15 protein-coding genes are annotated in these 17,824 nt (G+C 45.3%); 8 read left to right on the top strand and 7 right to left on the bottom strand.

Annotation, left to right across the window (positions count from 1 at the left end; genetic code table 11):
• Nucleotides 1-171 precede the first annotated feature (171 nt).
• Together ACO0KZ_RS01365 and ACO0KZ_RS01360 are read left to right on the top strand one after the other, a co-directional pair.
• Nucleotides 172-1,041, top strand: a complete 870-nt coding sequence (locus tag ACO0KZ_RS01365; RefSeq protein ID WP_422991974.1) for an ABC transporter ATP-binding protein — start codon at nt 172-174, stop codon at nt 1,039-1,041.
• Between the two features lie 12 nt (nt 1,042-1,053).
• Nucleotides 1,054-2,628 (top strand): hypothetical protein, encoded by a 1,575-nt coding sequence (locus ACO0KZ_RS01360; RefSeq protein ID WP_422991972.1) that lies wholly within the window; start codon nt 1,054-1,056, stop codon nt 2,626-2,628.
• A gap of 148 nt (nt 2,629-2,776) precedes the next feature.
• On the opposite strand, the gene ACO0KZ_RS01355 is transcribed toward ACO0KZ_RS01360, so the two are convergent.
• Complete coding sequence (locus ACO0KZ_RS01355) at nt 2,777-3,751, bottom strand: fasciclin domain-containing protein (protein WP_422991971.1); 975 nt, start codon at nt 3,749-3,751, stop codon at nt 2,777-2,779.
• 173 nt (nt 3,752-3,924) lie between these two features.
• Between ACO0KZ_RS01355 and ACO0KZ_RS01350 the strand changes: the two genes are divergently transcribed.
• A complete protein-coding gene (locus tag ACO0KZ_RS01350) occupies nt 3,925-4,524 on the top strand; it encodes a TetR/AcrR family transcriptional regulator (protein WP_422991969.1) in 600 nt (199 codons plus the stop codon).
• A gap of 32 nt (nt 4,525-4,556) precedes the next feature.
• Here ACO0KZ_RS01350 and ACO0KZ_RS01345 read toward each other — a convergent pair whose 3' ends face one another.
• Nucleotides 4,557-5,441, bottom strand: a complete 885-nt coding sequence (locus tag ACO0KZ_RS01345; protein WP_422991967.1) for a hypothetical protein — start codon at nt 5,439-5,441, stop codon at nt 4,557-4,559.
• Nucleotides 5,442-5,948: 507 nt separating this feature from the next.
• On the opposite strand from ACO0KZ_RS01345, the gene ACO0KZ_RS01340 reads away from it, so the two are divergent.
• Nucleotides 5,949-7,250, top strand: a complete 1,302-nt coding sequence (locus ACO0KZ_RS01340; protein ID WP_422991965.1) for a hypothetical protein — start codon at nt 5,949-5,951, stop codon at nt 7,248-7,250.
• A gap of 257 nt (nt 7,251-7,507) precedes the next feature.
• Here ACO0KZ_RS01340 and ACO0KZ_RS01335 read toward each other — a convergent pair whose 3' ends face one another.
• Nucleotides 7,508-7,633 (bottom strand): hypothetical protein, encoded by a 126-nt coding sequence (locus ACO0KZ_RS01335; protein ID WP_422991963.1) that lies wholly within the window; start codon nt 7,631-7,633, stop codon nt 7,508-7,510.
• A gap of 125 nt (nt 7,634-7,758) precedes the next feature.
• Here ACO0KZ_RS01335 and ACO0KZ_RS01330 point away from each other — a divergent pair, with 125 nt between their 5' ends.
• Nucleotides 7,759-9,003, top strand: a complete 1,245-nt coding sequence (locus ACO0KZ_RS01330) for an SGNH/GDSL hydrolase family protein (protein ID WP_422991961.1) — start codon at nt 7,759-7,761, stop codon at nt 9,001-9,003.
• A gap of 82 nt (nt 9,004-9,085) precedes the next feature.
• On the opposite strand, the gene ACO0KZ_RS01325 is transcribed toward ACO0KZ_RS01330, so the two are convergent.
• Nucleotides 9,086-10,243, bottom strand: coding sequence for an agmatine deiminase family protein (locus ACO0KZ_RS01325; RefSeq protein WP_422991959.1), 1,158 nt, complete (start codon nt 10,241-10,243; stop codon nt 9,086-9,088).
• 150 nt (nt 10,244-10,393) lie between these two features.
• On the opposite strand from ACO0KZ_RS01325, the gene ACO0KZ_RS01320 reads away from it, so the two are divergent.
• On the top strand, nt 10,394-11,278 hold the full coding sequence (locus ACO0KZ_RS01320) for a LysR family transcriptional regulator (RefSeq protein WP_422991957.1): 885 nt from the start codon (nt 10,394-10,396) through the stop codon (nt 11,276-11,278).
• A gap of 654 nt (nt 11,279-11,932) precedes the next feature.
• Nucleotides 11,933-14,038 carry a TonB-dependent receptor plug domain-containing protein gene (locus ACO0KZ_RS01315; RefSeq protein WP_422991956.1) on the top strand — a complete coding sequence of 702 codons (2,106 nt, stop codon included), beginning with the start codon at nt 11,933-11,935 and terminating at the stop codon, nt 14,036-14,038.
• A 203-nt stretch (nt 14,039-14,241) separates the two neighbouring features.
• Here the strand turns inward: ACO0KZ_RS01315 and ACO0KZ_RS01310 are convergent, their stop codons facing one another.
• Nucleotides 14,242-14,847 carry a hypothetical protein gene (locus ACO0KZ_RS01310; RefSeq protein WP_422991954.1) on the bottom strand — a complete coding sequence of 202 codons (606 nt, stop codon included), beginning with the start codon at nt 14,845-14,847 and terminating at the stop codon, nt 14,242-14,244.
• 376 nt (nt 14,848-15,223) lie between these two features.
• Here ACO0KZ_RS01310 and ACO0KZ_RS01305 point away from each other — a divergent pair, with 376 nt between their 5' ends.
• Entirely contained in the window at nt 15,224-15,886 is a 663-nt protein-coding gene (locus ACO0KZ_RS01305; RefSeq protein WP_422991952.1) for an FMN-binding negative transcriptional regulator, read from the top strand.
• A 94-nt stretch (nt 15,887-15,980) separates the two neighbouring features.
• On the opposite strand, the gene ACO0KZ_RS01300 is transcribed toward ACO0KZ_RS01305, so the two are convergent.
• Nucleotides 15,981-16,634, bottom strand: coding sequence for a CBS domain-containing protein (locus ACO0KZ_RS01300; protein WP_422991950.1), 654 nt, complete (start codon nt 16,632-16,634; stop codon nt 15,981-15,983).
• 108 nt (nt 16,635-16,742) lie between these two features.
• A complete protein-coding gene (locus ACO0KZ_RS01295) occupies nt 16,743-17,411 on the bottom strand; it encodes a hypothetical protein (RefSeq protein WP_422991948.1) in 669 nt (222 codons plus the stop codon).
• Nucleotides 17,412-17,824 lie beyond the last annotated feature (413 nt).

The following is a 17,824-nucleotide window of genomic DNA, read 5'->3' as shown; positions in this document are numbered from 1 at the left end:
GATTTGATCACGAAGAGAAATTCAGCAATTTTTTTACAACTCACCCCCTTCGTTTTGCAGTTCATCGGTTTTCGCCAGCAGATTTCACCGAAGCCCTTTACTGTGACGACATGGACAACCGACTTGCTCAACAAGGATGTGTTTTTGCGGGTCACTTAGTAGGGGGAAATCATGTTAGAAATTCGTAATGTCGTCAAATCTTTTGGCAAAGCAGTGACTGCAGTGGACAATGTTTCACTATCACTGACGCGAGGCGTCGTCGGTTTAATTGGTCACAACGGCGCAGGCAAAACTACCTTGATGCAAATGATCGCGACGCTCACTAAACCCACCAGCGGCGAGATTATTTTTCAAGGCGTTAATATCATTAAAGCGCCAGACGCGATTCGTCAGCGCCTGGGTTTTTTACCCCAAGATTTCGGCGTTTACCCAAACTTATCTGCATTGGAATTCATGCAGTATTTTGCAGCACTGAAAGGCGTCAAAGATCCACGTCGTATTCAAGAATTACTCGAGCTGGTTAATCTGCACGATCAAGCGCACCGTTCAGCTGCCGCTTTCTCCGGTGGTATGCGTCGCCGCTTGGGTATTGCGCAGGCTTTGTTGAATGATCCCGACATTTTGATTGTCGATGAGCCGACCGCAGGGCTCGATCCAGAAGAGCGTTTGCGCTTTCGAAATTTGCTGGGCGATATTGGTCATAGCAAATTAGTGATTATGTCGACTCACATTGTGTCGGATGTGGAGAGTGTTGCCAGTGAATTGGCAATTATGCGTTCGGGTAAATTGATCGGTTTTGATACCCCTGACAACATGATAGAAAGCGCGCGTGGTCAGATCTGGTCGGCACAAGTTTCACCAGCAGAATTAGAAGAATTACGGGTTCGCACCAATGTATTGCACATGCAGCGTCAAGGTGAAGTAGTGAATGTTCGCATTGCGCATCCGTATTTACCATGTGCAGACGCGGAATTGGCTACACCGAATTTAGAAGAAGCGTTGATGGCACAGCGTTACGCTAATCATGACAGCGTTTTGTGAAGGTAGATGAGCATGTCAATACTACAAATTCAAGTCATTAGGACTTTGGTGATGAACGAGGTCAAACTTCGTTCTCGTCGACTCAGCACCTTGGTGGTACTCATATTGATAGCAGCGCTTGCGCGTTTGATTTTCGGCGCAGGTGACAGCAATTTGAGTATGTTGGTGATTAATCAGGCGCGAACTGTCTACAACAGTTCTTCACTGGCTTTGGGCACTGCTTGTTTGTTTGCGCCCCTGCTCGGACTGTTGAGTTTTTATCTAACCCGAGGCCGTATCGCTGAAGACGCGCGTTGTGGAATCGGCGCTGTGATCGCCTCCACGCAGATCGGCAATGGCACTTTTATCTTTAGCCGTTGGTTAGGCGCGGTGGCGTATCTCCTTCTCATTCTCGCTGCCTATTTGATGACGGTCGTCGGTTTACAAATCGCACGTGGTGAATCGGCCGTGCAGCTGATCGTTTATCTGAAAGTGTATGGACTAGTCCTCCTCCCAGTTATCTTCTTTGGTGCAAGTTGTGCAATTTTGTTCGACAGTGTTCCCCTTCTCATGGGTAAAGCAGGCGATGTCATCTATTTCTTCGTCTGGGTTTTTGAAGTATCGATGCTCGACAAAGTCGGACACGGCCATGTGTCCAGCATGCCTCCGATTATGATCCTAGAGGGATTGGGAATGACGATCGTCGATTTTATCGTTCGTACGCAATTCACTGTGCAAAGCATTTCGATCGGACTTGGTACTTTTAACCCGAGCTTGCCCGCCAACGTTGTCGAATTAACGGAGATCCCAAACACCATATTGCTTTATCGCTTAATCACGACCTTGTTGAGTTTTATCCCTATGTTGCTCGCTATTCCTCTGTTTCATCGTTATTCTCCAGACAAAATTAAGCTGTCTAATATTAGAAAACGTAGAACACCGTTTGAGATCGTCAACGCGTGGTTGCGCCCAGTTTCGCGCTTGGTAAAACCCTTATTCGGATTCGCAGCAAAAACGCCTAACTTCGCTGGGCAAGTACTTGCAGAAGTCGCGGTTACTTTGGTCAATTCACCGCTCGCCATTATTGCGATGATTGCCTTTTCCTTTTTCGCGGCAATCATGAATGTGAAAAACTTAGCAGGTATTCTGGTATTCGCCTGTGCGTTGTGGGGCGTATTGATTAGCGACTTAAGTACGCGAGATCATCAGGCACAATTGTCAGCCATGGGTGACGCCGTGGTCGGTGGCGCCGATCGTCGTTACTTACGTCAATTTGCCGCAAGTGTTTTGTTAGGTTTCATGCTCTTCGGTGTGGTCTTGTATCGTTGGAGTTTTCACGCACCGCACTTCGCTTTGGCACTGTTAGTAGGCTTACTGTTCATGAGTTCGTTGGCATCCATGTTAGGACGACTCACCCGCACGTCTCGTACCTTTCTGGGGCCGTTTATGTTCTGGTTTTATTTGGCAATTCAAACCAAAGGTGCACCGTATTTTGACGTGTTAGCATTTAATGAATCAGCAAGCAATAATTCTATTCTGCTTTACAGTGAAATCGGAGTCGCTGCTTTGATTTTGGGATTGGCGTACAACCGATACCAAGCGCGATAGGATAAACTAGGCGCGAACTTTACTAAACAATATGTCTGACTCAAAAAATGATTTTGAGTCAGACATCGAACTTCTGAGCTACGCAATCTCAAGACCGCGATTAAATTCAGCTTGTGATCGCAAGTTCAAAAATTCGTCGAACAATCGTTTATGGCAATGTTGGAATCAAGACTTTGTCAATCACATGGATCACACCATTGCTGGCACGTACATCGACTGCGACTATTTTTGCAGGTACAGCCGTTGAGTCTGAAATGGTTGGTGGTGTTGTGCTGTTAATAGTGATGGTTTTACCTGCGGCGACCGTATTGATTTTTGTGCCAAAAGGGATCGCATTGGATAAGACTTGACCGGCCACAACATGGTAGGTCAAAACGGTAGTCAATTGTGCCACGGTCAAGCCAGTTGGTGCTGCTGCAAAGGCTGAGTTGGTTGGTGCGAATACGGTGAATGGACCAGCGCCACTTAAGGTGCCTTGTAAGTTAGTGGCGACCACCGCACCGACTAAAGAGCTAAATGTGGGATTGGCTTGGGCGATTTGAACCACGTTGAGTACGCCTGGTGGAACCAAAACTTTGTCGATCACATGTATCACACCGTTTGAGGCAGGCACGTCTGCGCTTGTGACCGTTGCGTCGGTCAAGATGGCATCCGTGATTTTGACACCGCTCGTTGTGGTCAGTTTCAAGGTCGCATTGACGTTATTGAAGCTATATTGTGTGGCTTGCGTTGAGCCACCTGCTATCAAATCTGCCGCGGTTTTCTTATTACCCAACACGTGATATGTCAGTATCGATTGTAGTTGTTGTGAAGTTAATGCATTCACTAATGCAGTGCCATTGGCTAAGCCTAGTTTTGTAGCCAGGTCATTGAAGGCCTGATCAGTCGGAGCAAATACAGTCAACTGGGCGCTGGTGTTATTCAGCGTAGTGGACAGTCCTGCTTTGTCGACGGCTGCCGCGAGTGCAGTAAGGCCTTTCATTTGCGCTTCTTTTAGAATCGTATCAGGGCCAGCGGGTTTCTTAGTATCATTACTTCCCCCGCAAGCGGTGACGGCAGTTACAATAGCAAGCGTGGCAAAGCCACGTAGTAAGAACTGTTTCCATGTTTGTTTGAAATTCATGTTGATACTCCTCGATTGTGTAATTAAAAGAACAAATATCTCTGAAAAAGTGTCAGGCTTGGATCGGAATTTTGTTATCAGTCGAATAGAAATGTGACTGTAAAATCATTTTGTGACTGATGAGTCATAAAATATACCAATTGGTTTTCTCTTGTCCAGAAAAATTTGAAAAAATGCGATTTTCTTTTAAAAAACAGCAGTTTGATGCACGAGAAGAAGCAATTATTGATGCCGTAAATCATCTTTTGTCAGAGAAAGGTTTTGACCTGATGACGATGGATGATGTCGCAGATCGTGTTGGCATCGCAAAAGGAAGCTTATATAAACACTTTTCATCGAAAGAGAAGTTGGCTGCGGCTGCTTTGACGCGTTTATTGAAATCGACCTTGGATGAGCTCGATGGTTTGCCCGCGGATATGGTGGCAATTGAGCAGTTGAAACATATCTTGGCGTGGTCTTTGCATTTGCGATTGCAAGGGGGCGTTCCACATTTGCCTTCGACCAGCGTGAGCTTGCAACGTAGCTTGATGCTCAATCTAGACTACATGACTGTCGCCTTGCGCGTGAACAAGCGCTTCCATGCTTTGGTAGCACAGGCGAGGGTAGATGGCGCTTTAACCCCTGAAGTGCCAGATGATGTGTTGGTGTTTACTTTGTATTCACGGGCTTGCGATCCGACGGTAGATTTCTTGGTTCGCGATAACAAACTGAACCAAGAACAGATTGTCAATGCGATGGTCCATGCCACCATGGGTGGATTTCTTACCCGCTAAGTCGTTAAAGACAAACTTGGCAGTTCTCCTTACTAAGGACTGAACCAGAATTTGGCGCGTTGTAAGGGGAGTGATGTTTGTTGTATCAGCGGATTCTCTAGTTCGAAAATGCGGCGGTTTTTGAGATCGGCTTTGACGATAAAGGGACGGCAGTACTGTGTGAACAATTGTTCAAAGCTGCCATTGGTAATTGAGAGCTCTAGTCCTCTGCGTATGTTTTCGGCCAGTTGTTTTTGGTTTGGTGCGACAAAAAAATACAAAGCAGTCGGATAATGCAGAATCATCGAGGTATCGACTTCACGTTTCAATTCAGGGTGTTTGCTTTGTTCATTCCAAATCTCGATGATAGAACGAGGGAAATAATCAAAGCGGCGTTCACTCAACATCAGCGGCAAAGCTGCCGCAGTGCCTGTAACCACCGGTAGTTTGTTGTGACGCAAAATTTGGGTATCTGGCCAAAAGTAGCCTTGACCTGCCTTTAGCGTCCCCAGCTCCTCGAGGCTCTTGATCGCTTTCATGCGCTCTGCCATTTCCGGATTAATGAAGGCAATACGCCAACCCATTAAGCCTTTGTCGATAGGAATACGAATCGGCAATAATTGCGCTTCGCGCTCATCGCTAGTCATAGTCCACATGAGATCGAGTATGCCACGGTTATGCGATAAGTCTTCGATCAGCCTGACCTGAGGCGTTGACACCGATGGAATTTTCTCTAAGCTATAAGTGACACCACTGTGTTTGATGGCCAAACGTAAGACTTCCGTGACGTACTTACCTATGGGATCACCAGAATTCTCTAGATCCAAGATGCGCAAACGTGTGCTGTCTTGAGTGCTCTGAGCAAAAACAGTTTGCAGCAAGCACAGTTTGAGTACGACGAAAATAAGCAGCTTCTGGTATTTCATTGGAGTTGTCATCCATATTCCAGGTGTGAACAATGATCGTTTGCGGCGTTACTGATCGGCTTCTATTTTGCTCTTAGTGCCGAGAGTATGGCACGATGTATTTTTCTTACCCATTGATTGAGAACACAATTTTCCTGATTAGTTCACAAGCATTATACAAAAGGTGTGCTCAATGAACATCAAGTCACTGATTTAAAAGATGACTATAGCGTTTCTGAGTATGCCATCTTTGCTAAGATTGTGTTCATTTCATGCCTGAGTTTAGAATTATTGTAACCATAAGCTCGCTTCAAAAGAGGTGGGGTTGTTGAAATGTTAGTGGTACCGTTTGCCTGGTTTTACTATCTTTAGGATCGAGACTGTAGCAAAAGCAACTATCGCATTCACGAAAACGTACCTGATGAATCCTACCGAGCGACAATTCAAAGTCTTATTTGTTGAAATAAGACTTCGATGAGAAGTTTGTCATTTCGGAACAACGTGAGAAAATGAAGTTTTACTCTTCACTGGAGAAATTTAGTGCACCTCATACTCATTCTTGTCGGCATCGCTGGTGTCGGTTTTCTGATTTTGCAATTGAGTAAACAATACACCGCTAGTCGATCTGCGCCGAATCTTCAAGCGCATGAATCAAATTCGTGGAACGCAGACTCAAGGCTTTCGCTTGCTTACCTTGCGAATGGCAAGCTGTATTACCAAGATCCGACAACCGGTATCGAGCAATTACAGAGTCCCTATGTGCAAGAGATGCACGATAAGCTTGAGCGACATCAGGAACGTCATGCATGGAAAGAAAACACCAGCTTTAGCGTCTCGGCAAACGGCGGTTTGCGACAATTTCAAAAAGATGAAGCACAAATCTTAGCAACATCTATGCAATTTTTCGACCGGGATAACGTTCTCTATTTTTTGCGCGATGAATTGATGGGTGGCCTGTTCTCGATGAACTTGAAAACAGGTGAAGAGAAACGCATTTTGCATAAGCAAAACTTGGCTTTGTGTGACTTGAATCTTGATGATTCAAGCTCGCGCATTTTATGTGCATCGAAGAGTAAAGATGGTTCCTCAAACATTGCCATGATCAACACGGATGGTTCGCAGTTTCAGTCGCTGACAGGTGGCGATACTTTAGATTGCGCGCCAACTTGGATACCTGGCGCGGACACCAAGATTTTGTACCAATCGGCAGGTTTGGCAAGGGCGGCTAACGGCTATATTGCAGCGATTAGTAATACTTCGATACAAATGTTAGACCTAACATCGAGTCGCGTGACTTCAGTGCTTGAAGATACTCAGTTTGATTACTTGCATCCACGTGTTTGCCCTCAAGGAAATTTACACTTTATCCGTCGACCTTACGAAGGGCAAAAGAATGATACGGTGAGTTTTCTGTTGGATACGCTACTGTTTCCATTTAGATTATTGCGCGCGGTTTTTCATTACTTGAATTTCTTTTCCATGATGTACTCTCGTAAGCCCTTAACAAGTGCTACCGGGCCTGCAGTACAAGCTGATCTCAAAGAAATTATTCTCAAAGGTAAACGCATCGACGCTGAAAAAGCGATGCGCAATGCTGGTGCGGTGCAGGGGGTGCCCTCTCTCGTACCAACTTCGTGGCAACTCATTTCACGCGATCGCCAGGGAAATGAGCAAGTGCTAGCGACAAATGTTTTAGCCTATGACATACATGCAGATGGCAGCATCATTTACACCAATGGTCGAGGCGCCTTCTTAATCGAGCAAGGACGCGCTACACGGCTGATCATGAAAGCGGATTTGATTGAAGAATTGGTCACTGTTGGTGCGAAGTTGTCTGCTTAGTGTGCGTCGAACTAGGAAAGGCGTTCAAGTCTAACTGCATGGAATTCTTGTCCATAATTTCATTCACAAAGCGACATGTTCTTGTGCGAGCCAGACATTGCAAAGGTTGATACGATAAGCTTGTGTTTTGAAATTTTTTCAAAAATACAGAAAAAAGTACGGATATATAAAAACGATTCAAACGCACAGCGACAACTATATTCTGACAACTGTGCTTTGCGTCGCAACCTAGTACGAATTGCCCAATTGAAGAAAATTCAGACCGCAGTTTCAGGATTGAATGTCGACAAATCAGCCGAGATTTGGTCGGCATTCACAAAACCAGGCAACGCCAAATAATCACGTAATACCAAAGGCGAGATGATAGATTTGCCTGCGATCACGGGCGTTTGGCTGCAATTCGCACGCTACCGACTTTTGTCACTGCCCATCGGGTTTTCGTCACACATCACAATCGCACATTTTCATCTCGATCAATAATAAAGGCTCCCAATCTTGGATCTTTCTTATGAACTACGTTAAGTTTTTCACCACCTCAATACGTGTAGCCGCCGTGGTGTTCTTTGTGTCCACGGCGATGGCGCAAAACTTGCCCGTGCCTTCGCCCGGCACTTGGGTAACCGGATGGATGGCCGCACCGGACGGCGTCGCTGCACCGTTGACGCCTGTTACGATACGACAGGTATTACGTACCAGTGTTGGTGGAACGGATGTCCGCTTGCGTTTCTCCAACTTGCTGGGAACTCAACCCCTCACCATTAGTTCAGTGCACGTCGCCCTACATGCAGGTGGCGGCGCGATTGTGGAGGGCAGTGACCGCCTCGCGCTGTTTAATGGCGCTGGTACCATCACTATTGCTCCCGGCAGTAGCGTGGCCATTGATCCGGTTGCGCTGCCAGTGGAGGCCCTGGTGGAACTGGCTGTCAGCCTGTATCTGCCGATGGGTGCCAGTCTGCCTACCGTCCATGACAACGGTGCTCAGACCACGTATCTGGTTGAAAGTAAGGATGTCGCTAGTGTCACCTCCATCTCCAGTACACAGATCAATGACAGCAGATATTTTTTGACCGATGTTGAAGTGCTGGCACCCATAGGAACTCACACCCTCGTTGTTGTTGGAGATTCTGTCACGGACGGTATTCGGTCGACTCAAGACGGCAATGCGCGTTGGCCCGACTTCCTGGCGAACCGCTTACAGGGCATGCCAGCAGCGGGAACAGTTGCCGTCGTCAATGCAGGGATTGCTGGTAACCGTGTACTCAATGATTTTGGCTCGCCGTATGTGGGGCCGAGCACGTTAAACCGATTCGAGCGCGACGTGTTGGATAAGCCAAGTCTGCGTTGGATCATACTCTTGCAAGGCATTAATGATATTAGCGCTTCGGAGCTTCTCAAAACACCAAAGGATCAAGTGTCAGCCCAGCAAATCATAGACGGTATGAAGCTGTTGATTGAACGTGCGCATGCGAAGGGCGTGAAAATCTGGGCAGGAACGCTGCTACCGCGGGAAGGTGCGGTCAGGCCCTTGCCACATAGCGCAAGTATGGAGGCCAAACGACAAGCCGTGAACCTATGGATTCGAACCGGCGGGGCATTTGACGGTGTGGTCGACTTCGATCTGGTGCTGCAGGATCCAGCACATCCTTCTCGTCAACTCAATACACTAAACAGTGGAGATGGCACACATCCAAACGATGCCGGTTACATGCTCATGGCGAATGCAGTTGATTTGGTTGGCTTGCTCAAGCAGTAATTTGCATCCATGAGAATGCACACACGCATGACATAATTTTTTTAAGAAGGCGCATTTAACAAAGCGCCTTCTTTTATGTGAATTATTGTTGCTGTGTAGCGCAATGTATGCCGCCACCGCCGGCAGAAATCGGATCGATATTTAATGCAATCACTCGTCGATTTGGAAAGGCTTTCTCTAAAGTTGCTTTGGCTAAGGCATCTGTTTCCACATCACCAAATTGCGGCATGATGACGGCATTATTGACTACATAAAAATTGATATAGCCTGCTGCAAACTCTTTACTCTCATACTCAGGGCGTACTTTAGATGGCGCATCCAACACCAATACTTTGAACGCTTTTCCATTGGCATCTGTAGCACTCTTTAGTATCTCTAAATGACGACGTGTCAAAGCATAATCATAGGATGCTGGATCATGCTCCAAGCCTGCAATCACCACACCGGAGCTTGCAAAACGTGCATAAAAGTCGGTATGTCCATCGGTGATATCTTTGCCCACGATACCAGGCAACCAAATCACTTTTTGTATTCCTAAGAGTCTTTTTAATTCCGCCTCACAGGCTGCTTTGCTCAATCCAGGATTGCGATTCGGATTGAGTACACAACTTTCAGTGATGATCGCTGTACCATGACCATCCACCTCTATACCGCCGCCCTCTAATACTAAACTCGTATTCAATTGCGTTCGCCCGGATAGTTCACATACTTTTTTAGCGATACTCGCATCGCGTTGATAGCTCTGTTTCTTACCCCAGCCATTAAAATTAAAATTCACACCAGCTTGTTCGTCACGACTATTTTTAACAAATACTGGGCCAGTGTCGCGTATCCATAAATCGTCGATTTCAGCAATATGCAAAGTCACGCGCGGATCAAGTTTTTGCTTAGCCAAAGTGTAATCACTTGCATTGACCAACATATTCACCGGTTCAAATTGCACTATCGTATTGGCAATCGTGGCCAAGGTATTTTTCACAGGATTAACCAAGTCAGAACCCCACACATTCGCATTGGCGACAAAAGCCATCCAAGTTGCAATATGAGGTTCCGCTTCATCAGGCATGCGCCACGTTGTGAGTGTATTTTCTGGTGTTGTCACTGTTGAACCACCAGATGAAGCAGATGTCGATGCACTTTCCGCTTGCGCATTTTCACCTCCACAAGCAGCGAGCATAGAACCCAAGCCCATACTTGCCCCAAACTGCAACAATTTTCTTCGCGTCATCATTTTGTTCATCTTCCATCTCTCAATTTAAACAGCTCAATCAATAAGCACTCAGTCCTAAACAAGATAGTGCTGAATTTTAATGAAAGACAGTATAAAACCAGAGTTTAATGAGGTATATTGATTTTTATTGCCTAAATTAATCAAAAAATTTCATATCTAATGAAAAATATCCCTTCTTTACGCCATTTAATCGGATTTGAAGCCGCTGCCCGCTTAGGTAATTTTTCCAGAGCAGCGGATGAGTTACATCTATCTCAATCAGCAATTAGTCATCAAATTCAACAGCTAGAAGAACAATTAGGTCAGCCTATGTTCCATCGCGTTGGGCGCGGTGTTGAATTAACTGTGGCTGGCGAGGTGCTTTTACAAACGGTACAAAAATCACTCCATACTCTGCATCAAGGATTAAATCGTATAACCACTTACCTTGACCCAGGCTTGGTTGTCGTTGTCGCCCCCGCGCCTTTCATGCAAGGTTGGTTGCAAGCGCAAATCAATGAAGCGCAAGAACGCGACCATGAGTTCTTACCTGTCTTATCAACGGATCAAACTGCGCGATTTATTGATGAAGTGGACGTGGATATTCATATCAGTGCATATCCTTTGCAGCAAGCCAACTTAGAGGAATGTCCTCTATTTCAAGATGAATGGATCGTCGTAGCCACACCGACATTGGCGCAAAAAATCGACATGAATAATTTAGAAAACCTACGATTATTTTATTTTGAAAAAAGCCTAGCCGATGACAGCATAAACAATCAGCTACAAGAACAACTGAATTTATGCAAAAAAGTAGCGTTCTATGACGATATTTGTTTACTCATCAACGCGATAAAACAGCAAGAGGTCATCGCCTGCGTCCCTTATTCTGCGGTGGCGAACGATCTTAAATTGGGTGTTTTAATGCAAGTTCCAAACTTCGTAAAGAGCCCAAGTCATACATGGTGGATTGCACGAATGGGTGGAAAAACACGTTCTCCTAAAGTGCTTGAATTATTTAATGCGCTTTGCCTAGAAGCAAGAGGATTGCAAAGACATTCATAGCAGAAAGCATTAAGTGTCCAAATACCTTTAAAATTTGTGGTGAATGCCTAATGAGGTATTAAAACTGATGGGCATATTGGAATGTTAACACTGACCATTTGTCGGCAATAGCCTAACACGGCTAGCGGGTTTCACGTGAGCTCGATGCTCTTTTTACATATAGAGAAAATATGGGAATGATGACTCTCTATCAAATCTGGATCTTTACGGAGCGTTCGCGGGCAAGGCTTGGATAATTTAGCTCAAGTAGTCGAATATCGCATCGTCGAGAGTGGTGAACCGTGTCTTGATGTATTACGAAGCGCTATGTGAAAAATTGACCCTTGCTAGCTTTTGTCCTACTGCAGTTAACGGCCGTGCAAGGCGTATGGGCCAGTGTTCATTCGGGCTTATCTTGGTTCAACTTTGTAGATCCATTTTTGTGTACACAATAATTTCGGCGGATCTCGCTTGAACTTTGGCATGTCAATGAATCCATTCTAAAAAGTTCAAATTTGAATGAGAGAAAAAAGGTGTACTGTCTCCGATGACAAAAAGTAGCTCCAGGTAGTACTAATCGAAAACTTTGCTAATTTGTTTCTTCTCGAAACAACAATGCACGCTCTTTGGCGCGCCTAGCGTGTTTTTCAATCAAGTACGAACTTTTGCCTCTTCATGAAAAATCTCTCGAATCTATCTTCGCAACATCCTTTGGTATCGTTTTTGGCTCCGGTCGTCCAAACGTCGCGACATTCATTTCGTCAACGTTCTTTTGTCCGATGTTTTAACCGTGCGATGTTGGCTTTTATTGCCAGTGGTATGGCGGTAAGCGCACAAGCGCAGCAACAGGTAGATACATCAAAAAAAGAGAACACGGAACAAGAACAGAAAGTCGAAGTGCACGGCGCCAAGCCTATGCAGAGTGGCACACAAAAAATGAGTCTGAGTGGCGAAGAACTGTTCAAGATGCCGGGTTCCGGTGGAGATCCGCTCAAAGCATTGCAAACTCTACCCGGTATTGCTGCTAATAACGATGGCGATGGGGGAGCGGCGGTGCGTGGTGCCAGGCCCTCTGATAATGCTTATTACGTCGATTTTTTGCCAGTCGGTTACTTGTTTCACATGGGCGGTTTTGTCAGTGTTTTCAATCCCGATCTAGTACGCCGTTTTGACGTGTATAGCGCCGCGTGGAGCCCGCAATATGGCAACGTGGTGGGGGGCGTTTTTGATGCTTCCTTGCGCAATCCTAGAACCGATCGCATAGGCGGGAAAATTCGTACCGGCGCGTTAGCTGCCAACGTATTGGTAGAAGGTCCGTTGTCGGAGAATACGTCTTTCTTCTTATCGGCGCGTCGTAGTGTGATTGATCTATTTGTCAAAGAAATTAAAGACGAAAAGGCAGGGACGAGTTTTACCTTTCCTTCCTATAGCGACGTACAAGGTCGATTTTTGTGGAACATCGACAACAAGAATCGCCTGCGTTTTGATCTAACTACGGCGCAAGATAGTGCGAAATTTACTCTAAAAAAAGACTCGATCGATGTACAGCATGACCCAGTGTTGTTGGGTGAAAGCGCCCTCGCTAGTTCCTTTAATAATATGGCGCTAGTGTGGGAGTCGGATCTGAGCTCAACGACGAGCAGTCAATTGGCAGTGGGGCGTATGGTAGCACATCAGAAAACCAGGATCGGCAGCGCAGGTGCGTATGCGACGACCTCGACGCTGACCTATTTGCGAGACCAGATGACGAAAAACATTGGGGATCATCAGTTGACCGTGGGTGCAGATATTAGCTCCAATGTCTTGGATGTAGATGTCAATATCAAGAATCCACGCTGCACCGAATTTGACCCTAATTGTGATTCTACAGCTGCAAATTTCTCTAAAACGGTGAGCAGTCAACGCGACAATTTTGGCGCTGTTTATCTGAATGACCGTTGGCGCCTTGGGTCGCAATGGACACTCACGGGTGGTTTGCGCAGTGCACGAGACGACTATTTGAAAGAGACAGTGATCGACCCTCGTTTGGGGTTGGAGTATCGCTACTCGCCGCACACCGTATTTTCTTTAACAGCCGGTCGCCATCATCAAGAACCATCACGCGAACAAAGTCTCGCTGAGATCGGCAACCCGAATTTGAAGTCGATACGTTCCAATCAAATCGCATTTGGGCTTGCGCAGAATTTAGATCAAGGATGGTCATGGCGCGCTGAGATATACAAGAAAGAATTTGACCACTTCGTCGTGAATGACCCATTGGTCAATTATGTCAATGGTGCCAGCGGTAGCGCACATGGCTTGGAAGTCTTAGTGAAAAAGGATATGGGTTATGGCCTTTCTGGATTTGTATCGCTCAGTGTGTCCAAGTCAAAACGTCATAACGACATCACTGGTGAAAATTTTACTTTTGGCTTTGATCAACCCGTGATTGCAAACGCAGTACTTCAGTATAAACAGTCCGATAAAATTCAGTATGGCGCACGCTGGAGTTATCACACAGGCCATCCAGATACTCCCATTGTTGGTATCCGCACCGGTACGGATGGTCGGTTACTCCCCGTTTATGGTGTGCTGAATTCGGAACGTATGCCCGCTTATCACCGCTTAGATCTACGTGTCGACTTTCAGAAAACAGAAAGACTGTCTTACTACGTCGAGTTGATTAACGCCTATGCACGTAAAAATGTGGGTGCCTACGAATACAGCGCTGACTACAAGACGCGCAAACCGCAAGCACAAATGCCGTTTTTCCCATCGGCGGGCTTGGAGTACAAGTTTTAATTTAAATCTTAAGTGTTAAGGTGAGGGCGCATTTGCCGCAATTTGAATCACCAACGACAAAGCGAAATCAAAGTAGTTCGCTTTGTCGTTGTTCTTTGCAGAGGATGAAAAACTTGGTTTCTTAAGATGTGATATTTCAAAGATTGGCACCAACTAGTATTGCCAGGTGTTGGTGCCTTTCAAACGCAGTGCGTTAAAGGTTTTTACTTTGAATTGATTTTTTTAATGATTTTAAATGAACGATATTCACCGATTTTTGGATCAAAAATATTTTGGTTTTCAAATGAAAACTGCAAAGATTTTCCTTGTAAGGAAAGATATTGATTGGCCATATCGATGTTCGTTTCGATTGGGCTAGTCCACAGTAATTTGCTCGAATTACCATTGGATTCACGTACCACAAACGAAACAAAAAAATCTTTTTCTATTTTGATGACTTCACCAAAAACACTTTGAAAAGCATTGTTGGATTTCTCTTTGTCAACTTGAGCATTTGCTAAAGCCATCATGGTCGTAGGACAAATCGGCGCCATTTTCATACCAATCAGTTTGCCGATTTTTTCTCCGTTTTTATCGATCTCATTAAAATCTAAGTTGAAGTCCTTCTTAAATTTCTTTTTGTCTTCTGCGTCCGCAGCGTTCAGGATGCAAAACCCTATTTCCATGGAGCGTGTTTTTTCGTTGCTATTTTTAATGGCTGTTTCTGAGCAATCACAAGCGCGCTTTGCTATTTTATCTACATATTCTTGGGCAAATGATTGAGCGCTAGCAGAACATAACAACACGAGGAAGGCGATATTTTTTAACATGACGGTTACCCAATAGAAAGAAAATAAATCCTAGCAGCAAATGGGTAATTTGACTAATGGATTATTTGGGCCTTGTTGCAAATTCGAACCGACGCTTTCAAAAAAATTCAGGAATGTGAGTCAAGTCTTGCGATTGCTTATCTGTGACAAATACCTTGCATGCTAAGTGTTTGGTCTAGTTTATTATGTGACCTATCAAAATAGCAATTAGACGCAGAAATAAATGGATCGCCAGTGTTTTTTTAGATCAATGCAGACTCGTTTATTGAAGGATGTTGGAGTCATTGAACTGATCCCGTTTCCCGCTATACATTTTTACGCATTGGTGCTTGTATAATCCAAAGCTTTTTATCAACCCCAATTGACTGGACTAGTGATGTATTTGCCAACTTATCACGAAGAAAAAGATCTCGACGTACTGCATGCGCTGATACAAACGCATCCATTAGGGACTTGGGTCAGCATGACCGATGGTGGATTAGATGCCAATCATATTCCATTTATTCTAGACAAATCACGTGGTGAATTGGGCGTATTGCGTGCCCATGTAGCGCGAGCAAATCCTATATGGAAAATGCTGTCATCGGATGTGCCATCAATAATTACTTTCCAAGGGGCGCAATCCTACATCACACCTAACTGGTATCCGAGTAAACAAATCGCTGGCAAGGTAGTACCCACCTGGAATTACACTGTCGTACATGCACATGGTATAGCTACGGTAGTTGAAGACAGGGATTGGATATTGCAAATGGTCAGCGATCTTACCGATCGCAATGAAGCCTCAAAGACGCTCGGTCATGTGGGGGCAGCACCATGGAAAGTCTCTGATGCGCCAGAAGAATTCATACAGCGCTTATTAGGTGCGATCGTCGGGATAGAAATTCCAATTACCTCTATTAAGGGACGATGGAAATTAAGTCAGGACGAAGCGATGGAAGATAGGATCGGTACCGTCAAAGGCCTGCATGAAGTTGGCACGACAGACGCGATTGCTTTGTCAGACTTGGTGAATTCAAGGATCAATCTCGAAGCTTAGATCTAGCGATTACACGTAGAACGAATTGTAAACCTTTCGTTGTTTGATACTGGAACGTTAGATGTGCCTTCGTTTGTCGAATATCAAGCTATTACTAACACCAAAGACTCAGCGGCGGGTCTTTCATCATCACTCTTAGCATATCGCTGCGCGAAATAAAGCCGATCAGCCGTTCTGACTCATCTACGATAGGCACGCCATCGACCTCAAAATCTAGCATCACGCGTGCGATGCGACGGATGTCGGTCAGCGGAGAACTGGCAACAACTGGCGTACGCATGACATCACTTACACGTCGGTCTAGTACATTGGTCATTCCATTTTGTGTGAGATTGAGGCTGGTGAGCAGGTCGCGCTCACTGACGACGCCAATGAGTTTAGCTGTGTTGTTGAATACTGGCGCTTGATGAATGCCGTTTTCTCGCATAAGTTCCCATGCCTCAGACACAGAATCATTGACGTTCACAGCAATCACTTTGGTTTGCATGATCTGCCGCGCGTGAAAGAGTGGGCCTCGTTCGAATTCTATCGGCAGTGTCGACCGATAGGCATTGATTGCACGTTGTTCCCCCGTAGTAGGCGGCAAGGCCTTTGCTAGAATTTGGCTAGGAATAATATCGGTGCCTAGTTCAAACCCGTCTTCTTGGACTGTGCGTCCCCGCCTTGCTTGACGGACCTGGTTGACACGACTGATACCTTCAAATGAGCCTGAATACACTTGCCCTGTAATGCCATATACCGAAAACATAATAACTCCTTCATGATTGACACTCACCGATGTATTGAACGAAAAGACTAAGTCAATATCTTCACATTTAAAACTTCGGGATACTCGTGGATCACAGATTCGCGCTTACTAACTACTTTGAGCATTCATTCTCTCAATTTTCAATTGCACGACACTAGACGATTTTTGAGTCGTAGTTAACTTGTAACGATCTTGTCCCTTCAGATATTCTTGAATTTCGGTTTCCTGATTTGCTGAAATGATCGTTTCTGAATATCCTTGCTCGATAAACCCTTTGCTGTAGTGATGTCGAACTTGCTTGAAGTCGGCTTTGCCCTCATATTGCGCTATACCAGCTTTATCCCATGCAATGCGTACCAAACCATCGTAGCGGGTGACGGGAGCGATATCAGCCCCGCTGACTTCGCGTTGCGTCGATCGTTTTGAGTCTAGTCCGTCCAGCACACCCTCCAACGCGCCAGTTGCCCCTGGCACTGCGCCTTCTAATGCTTCTCTTGTCTTTGGTATGACATCCTCAAGCGCTTTTTTCGCTCCTGGCATCACTTGCTCTACTTTTCCTAAAACAGTTTCGGACATTTTTGGCGCGCGATTGATGATATCGACTGCGGCATCTTTACCTTGAAATAATAGCCATTGTGCCGATGCAATGACTGCCCAAATCAACAATACTGCCAACATTGAAACGCTGCCGATTATCCAATAAATCGCCTTGCGAGAAATGCCAAATCCCGGTCGGGAATAGTTGGATGCTTTCGAAAATAGGGTGCGTGAATCCATGGTTTTACTCCAAATAAAATGTAAAAGTGGTCAACCGTTTTTTAATAAAAAATTCAGACAATACGGCGATGAAGAGAACGATGTTCAATCAGTCTCATGTGGTGATTTTCTTGTCCTGAACATGACATCATTTTCATATACACTTTGTCCAAACGGGTTCGTTCAAATTTCTATTGCGACTCGCAATCGATGCAAAGTATGGTGACCCAAATCATCGCCGCATTCTAAGCCGTGCGGTTTATCAAGCTACATAGACTCTCCCATACTTTTAAACTGGTCGGTACGAGTCAATCGGCAGTCGGATAAAAGTATGTCTCACCATTTAAGATCTGCTTTCTTTGTACAGGTACCGTGAGAACATTATAGGAAGCTGGGACACCTCTAACAAATCGAATTATGTACGTACTCACCTC

This window comes from Undibacterium sp. Di24W (assembly GCF_049340325.1).
GTDB lineage: Bacteria > Pseudomonadota > Gammaproteobacteria > Burkholderiales > Burkholderiaceae_D > Undibacterium.
This window is presented reverse-complemented; position numbering and strand designations above follow the sequence as displayed.

Bases quoted from the DNA above. Each gene is read 5' to 3' on its own strand.
- ACO0KZ_RS01365 (WP_422991974.1), top strand. From the start codon at position 172: ATGTTAGAAATTCGTAATGTCGTCAAATCTTTTGGCAAAGCAGTGACT.
- ACO0KZ_RS01360 (WP_422991972.1), top strand. From the start codon at position 1,054: ATGTCAATACTACAAATTCAAGTCATTAGGACTTTGGTGATGAACGAG.
- ACO0KZ_RS01355 (WP_422991971.1), bottom strand. From the start codon at position 3,751: ATGAATTTCAAACAAACATGGAAACAGTTCTTACTACGTGGCTTTGCC.
- ACO0KZ_RS01350 (WP_422991969.1), top strand. From the start codon at position 3,925: ATGCGATTTTCTTTTAAAAAACAGCAGTTTGATGCACGAGAAGAAGCA.
- ACO0KZ_RS01345 (WP_422991967.1), bottom strand. From the start codon at position 5,441: ATGACAACTCCAATGAAATACCAGAAGCTGCTTATTTTCGTCGTACTC.
- ACO0KZ_RS01330 (WP_422991961.1), top strand. From the start codon at position 7,759: ATGAACTACGTTAAGTTTTTCACCACCTCAATACGTGTAGCCGCCGTG.
- ACO0KZ_RS01325 (WP_422991959.1), bottom strand. From the start codon at position 10,243: ATGAACAAAATGATGACGCGAAGAAAATTGTTGCAGTTTGGGGCAAGT.
- ACO0KZ_RS01320 (WP_422991957.1), top strand. From the start codon at position 10,394: ATGAAAAATATCCCTTCTTTACGCCATTTAATCGGATTTGAAGCCGCT.
- ACO0KZ_RS01315 (WP_422991956.1), top strand. From the start codon at position 11,933: ATGAAAAATCTCTCGAATCTATCTTCGCAACATCCTTTGGTATCGTTT.
- ACO0KZ_RS01310 (WP_422991954.1), bottom strand. From the start codon at position 14,847: ATGTTAAAAAATATCGCCTTCCTCGTGTTGTTATGTTCTGCTAGCGCT.
- ACO0KZ_RS01305 (WP_422991952.1), top strand. From the start codon at position 15,224: ATGTATTTGCCAACTTATCACGAAGAAAAAGATCTCGACGTACTGCAT.
- ACO0KZ_RS01300 (WP_422991950.1), bottom strand. From the start codon at position 16,634: ATGTTTTCGGTATATGGCATTACAGGGCAAGTGTATTCAGGCTCATTT.
- ACO0KZ_RS01295 (WP_422991948.1), bottom strand. From the start codon at position 17,411: ATGGATTCACGCACCCTATTTTCGAAAGCATCCAACTATTCCCGACCG.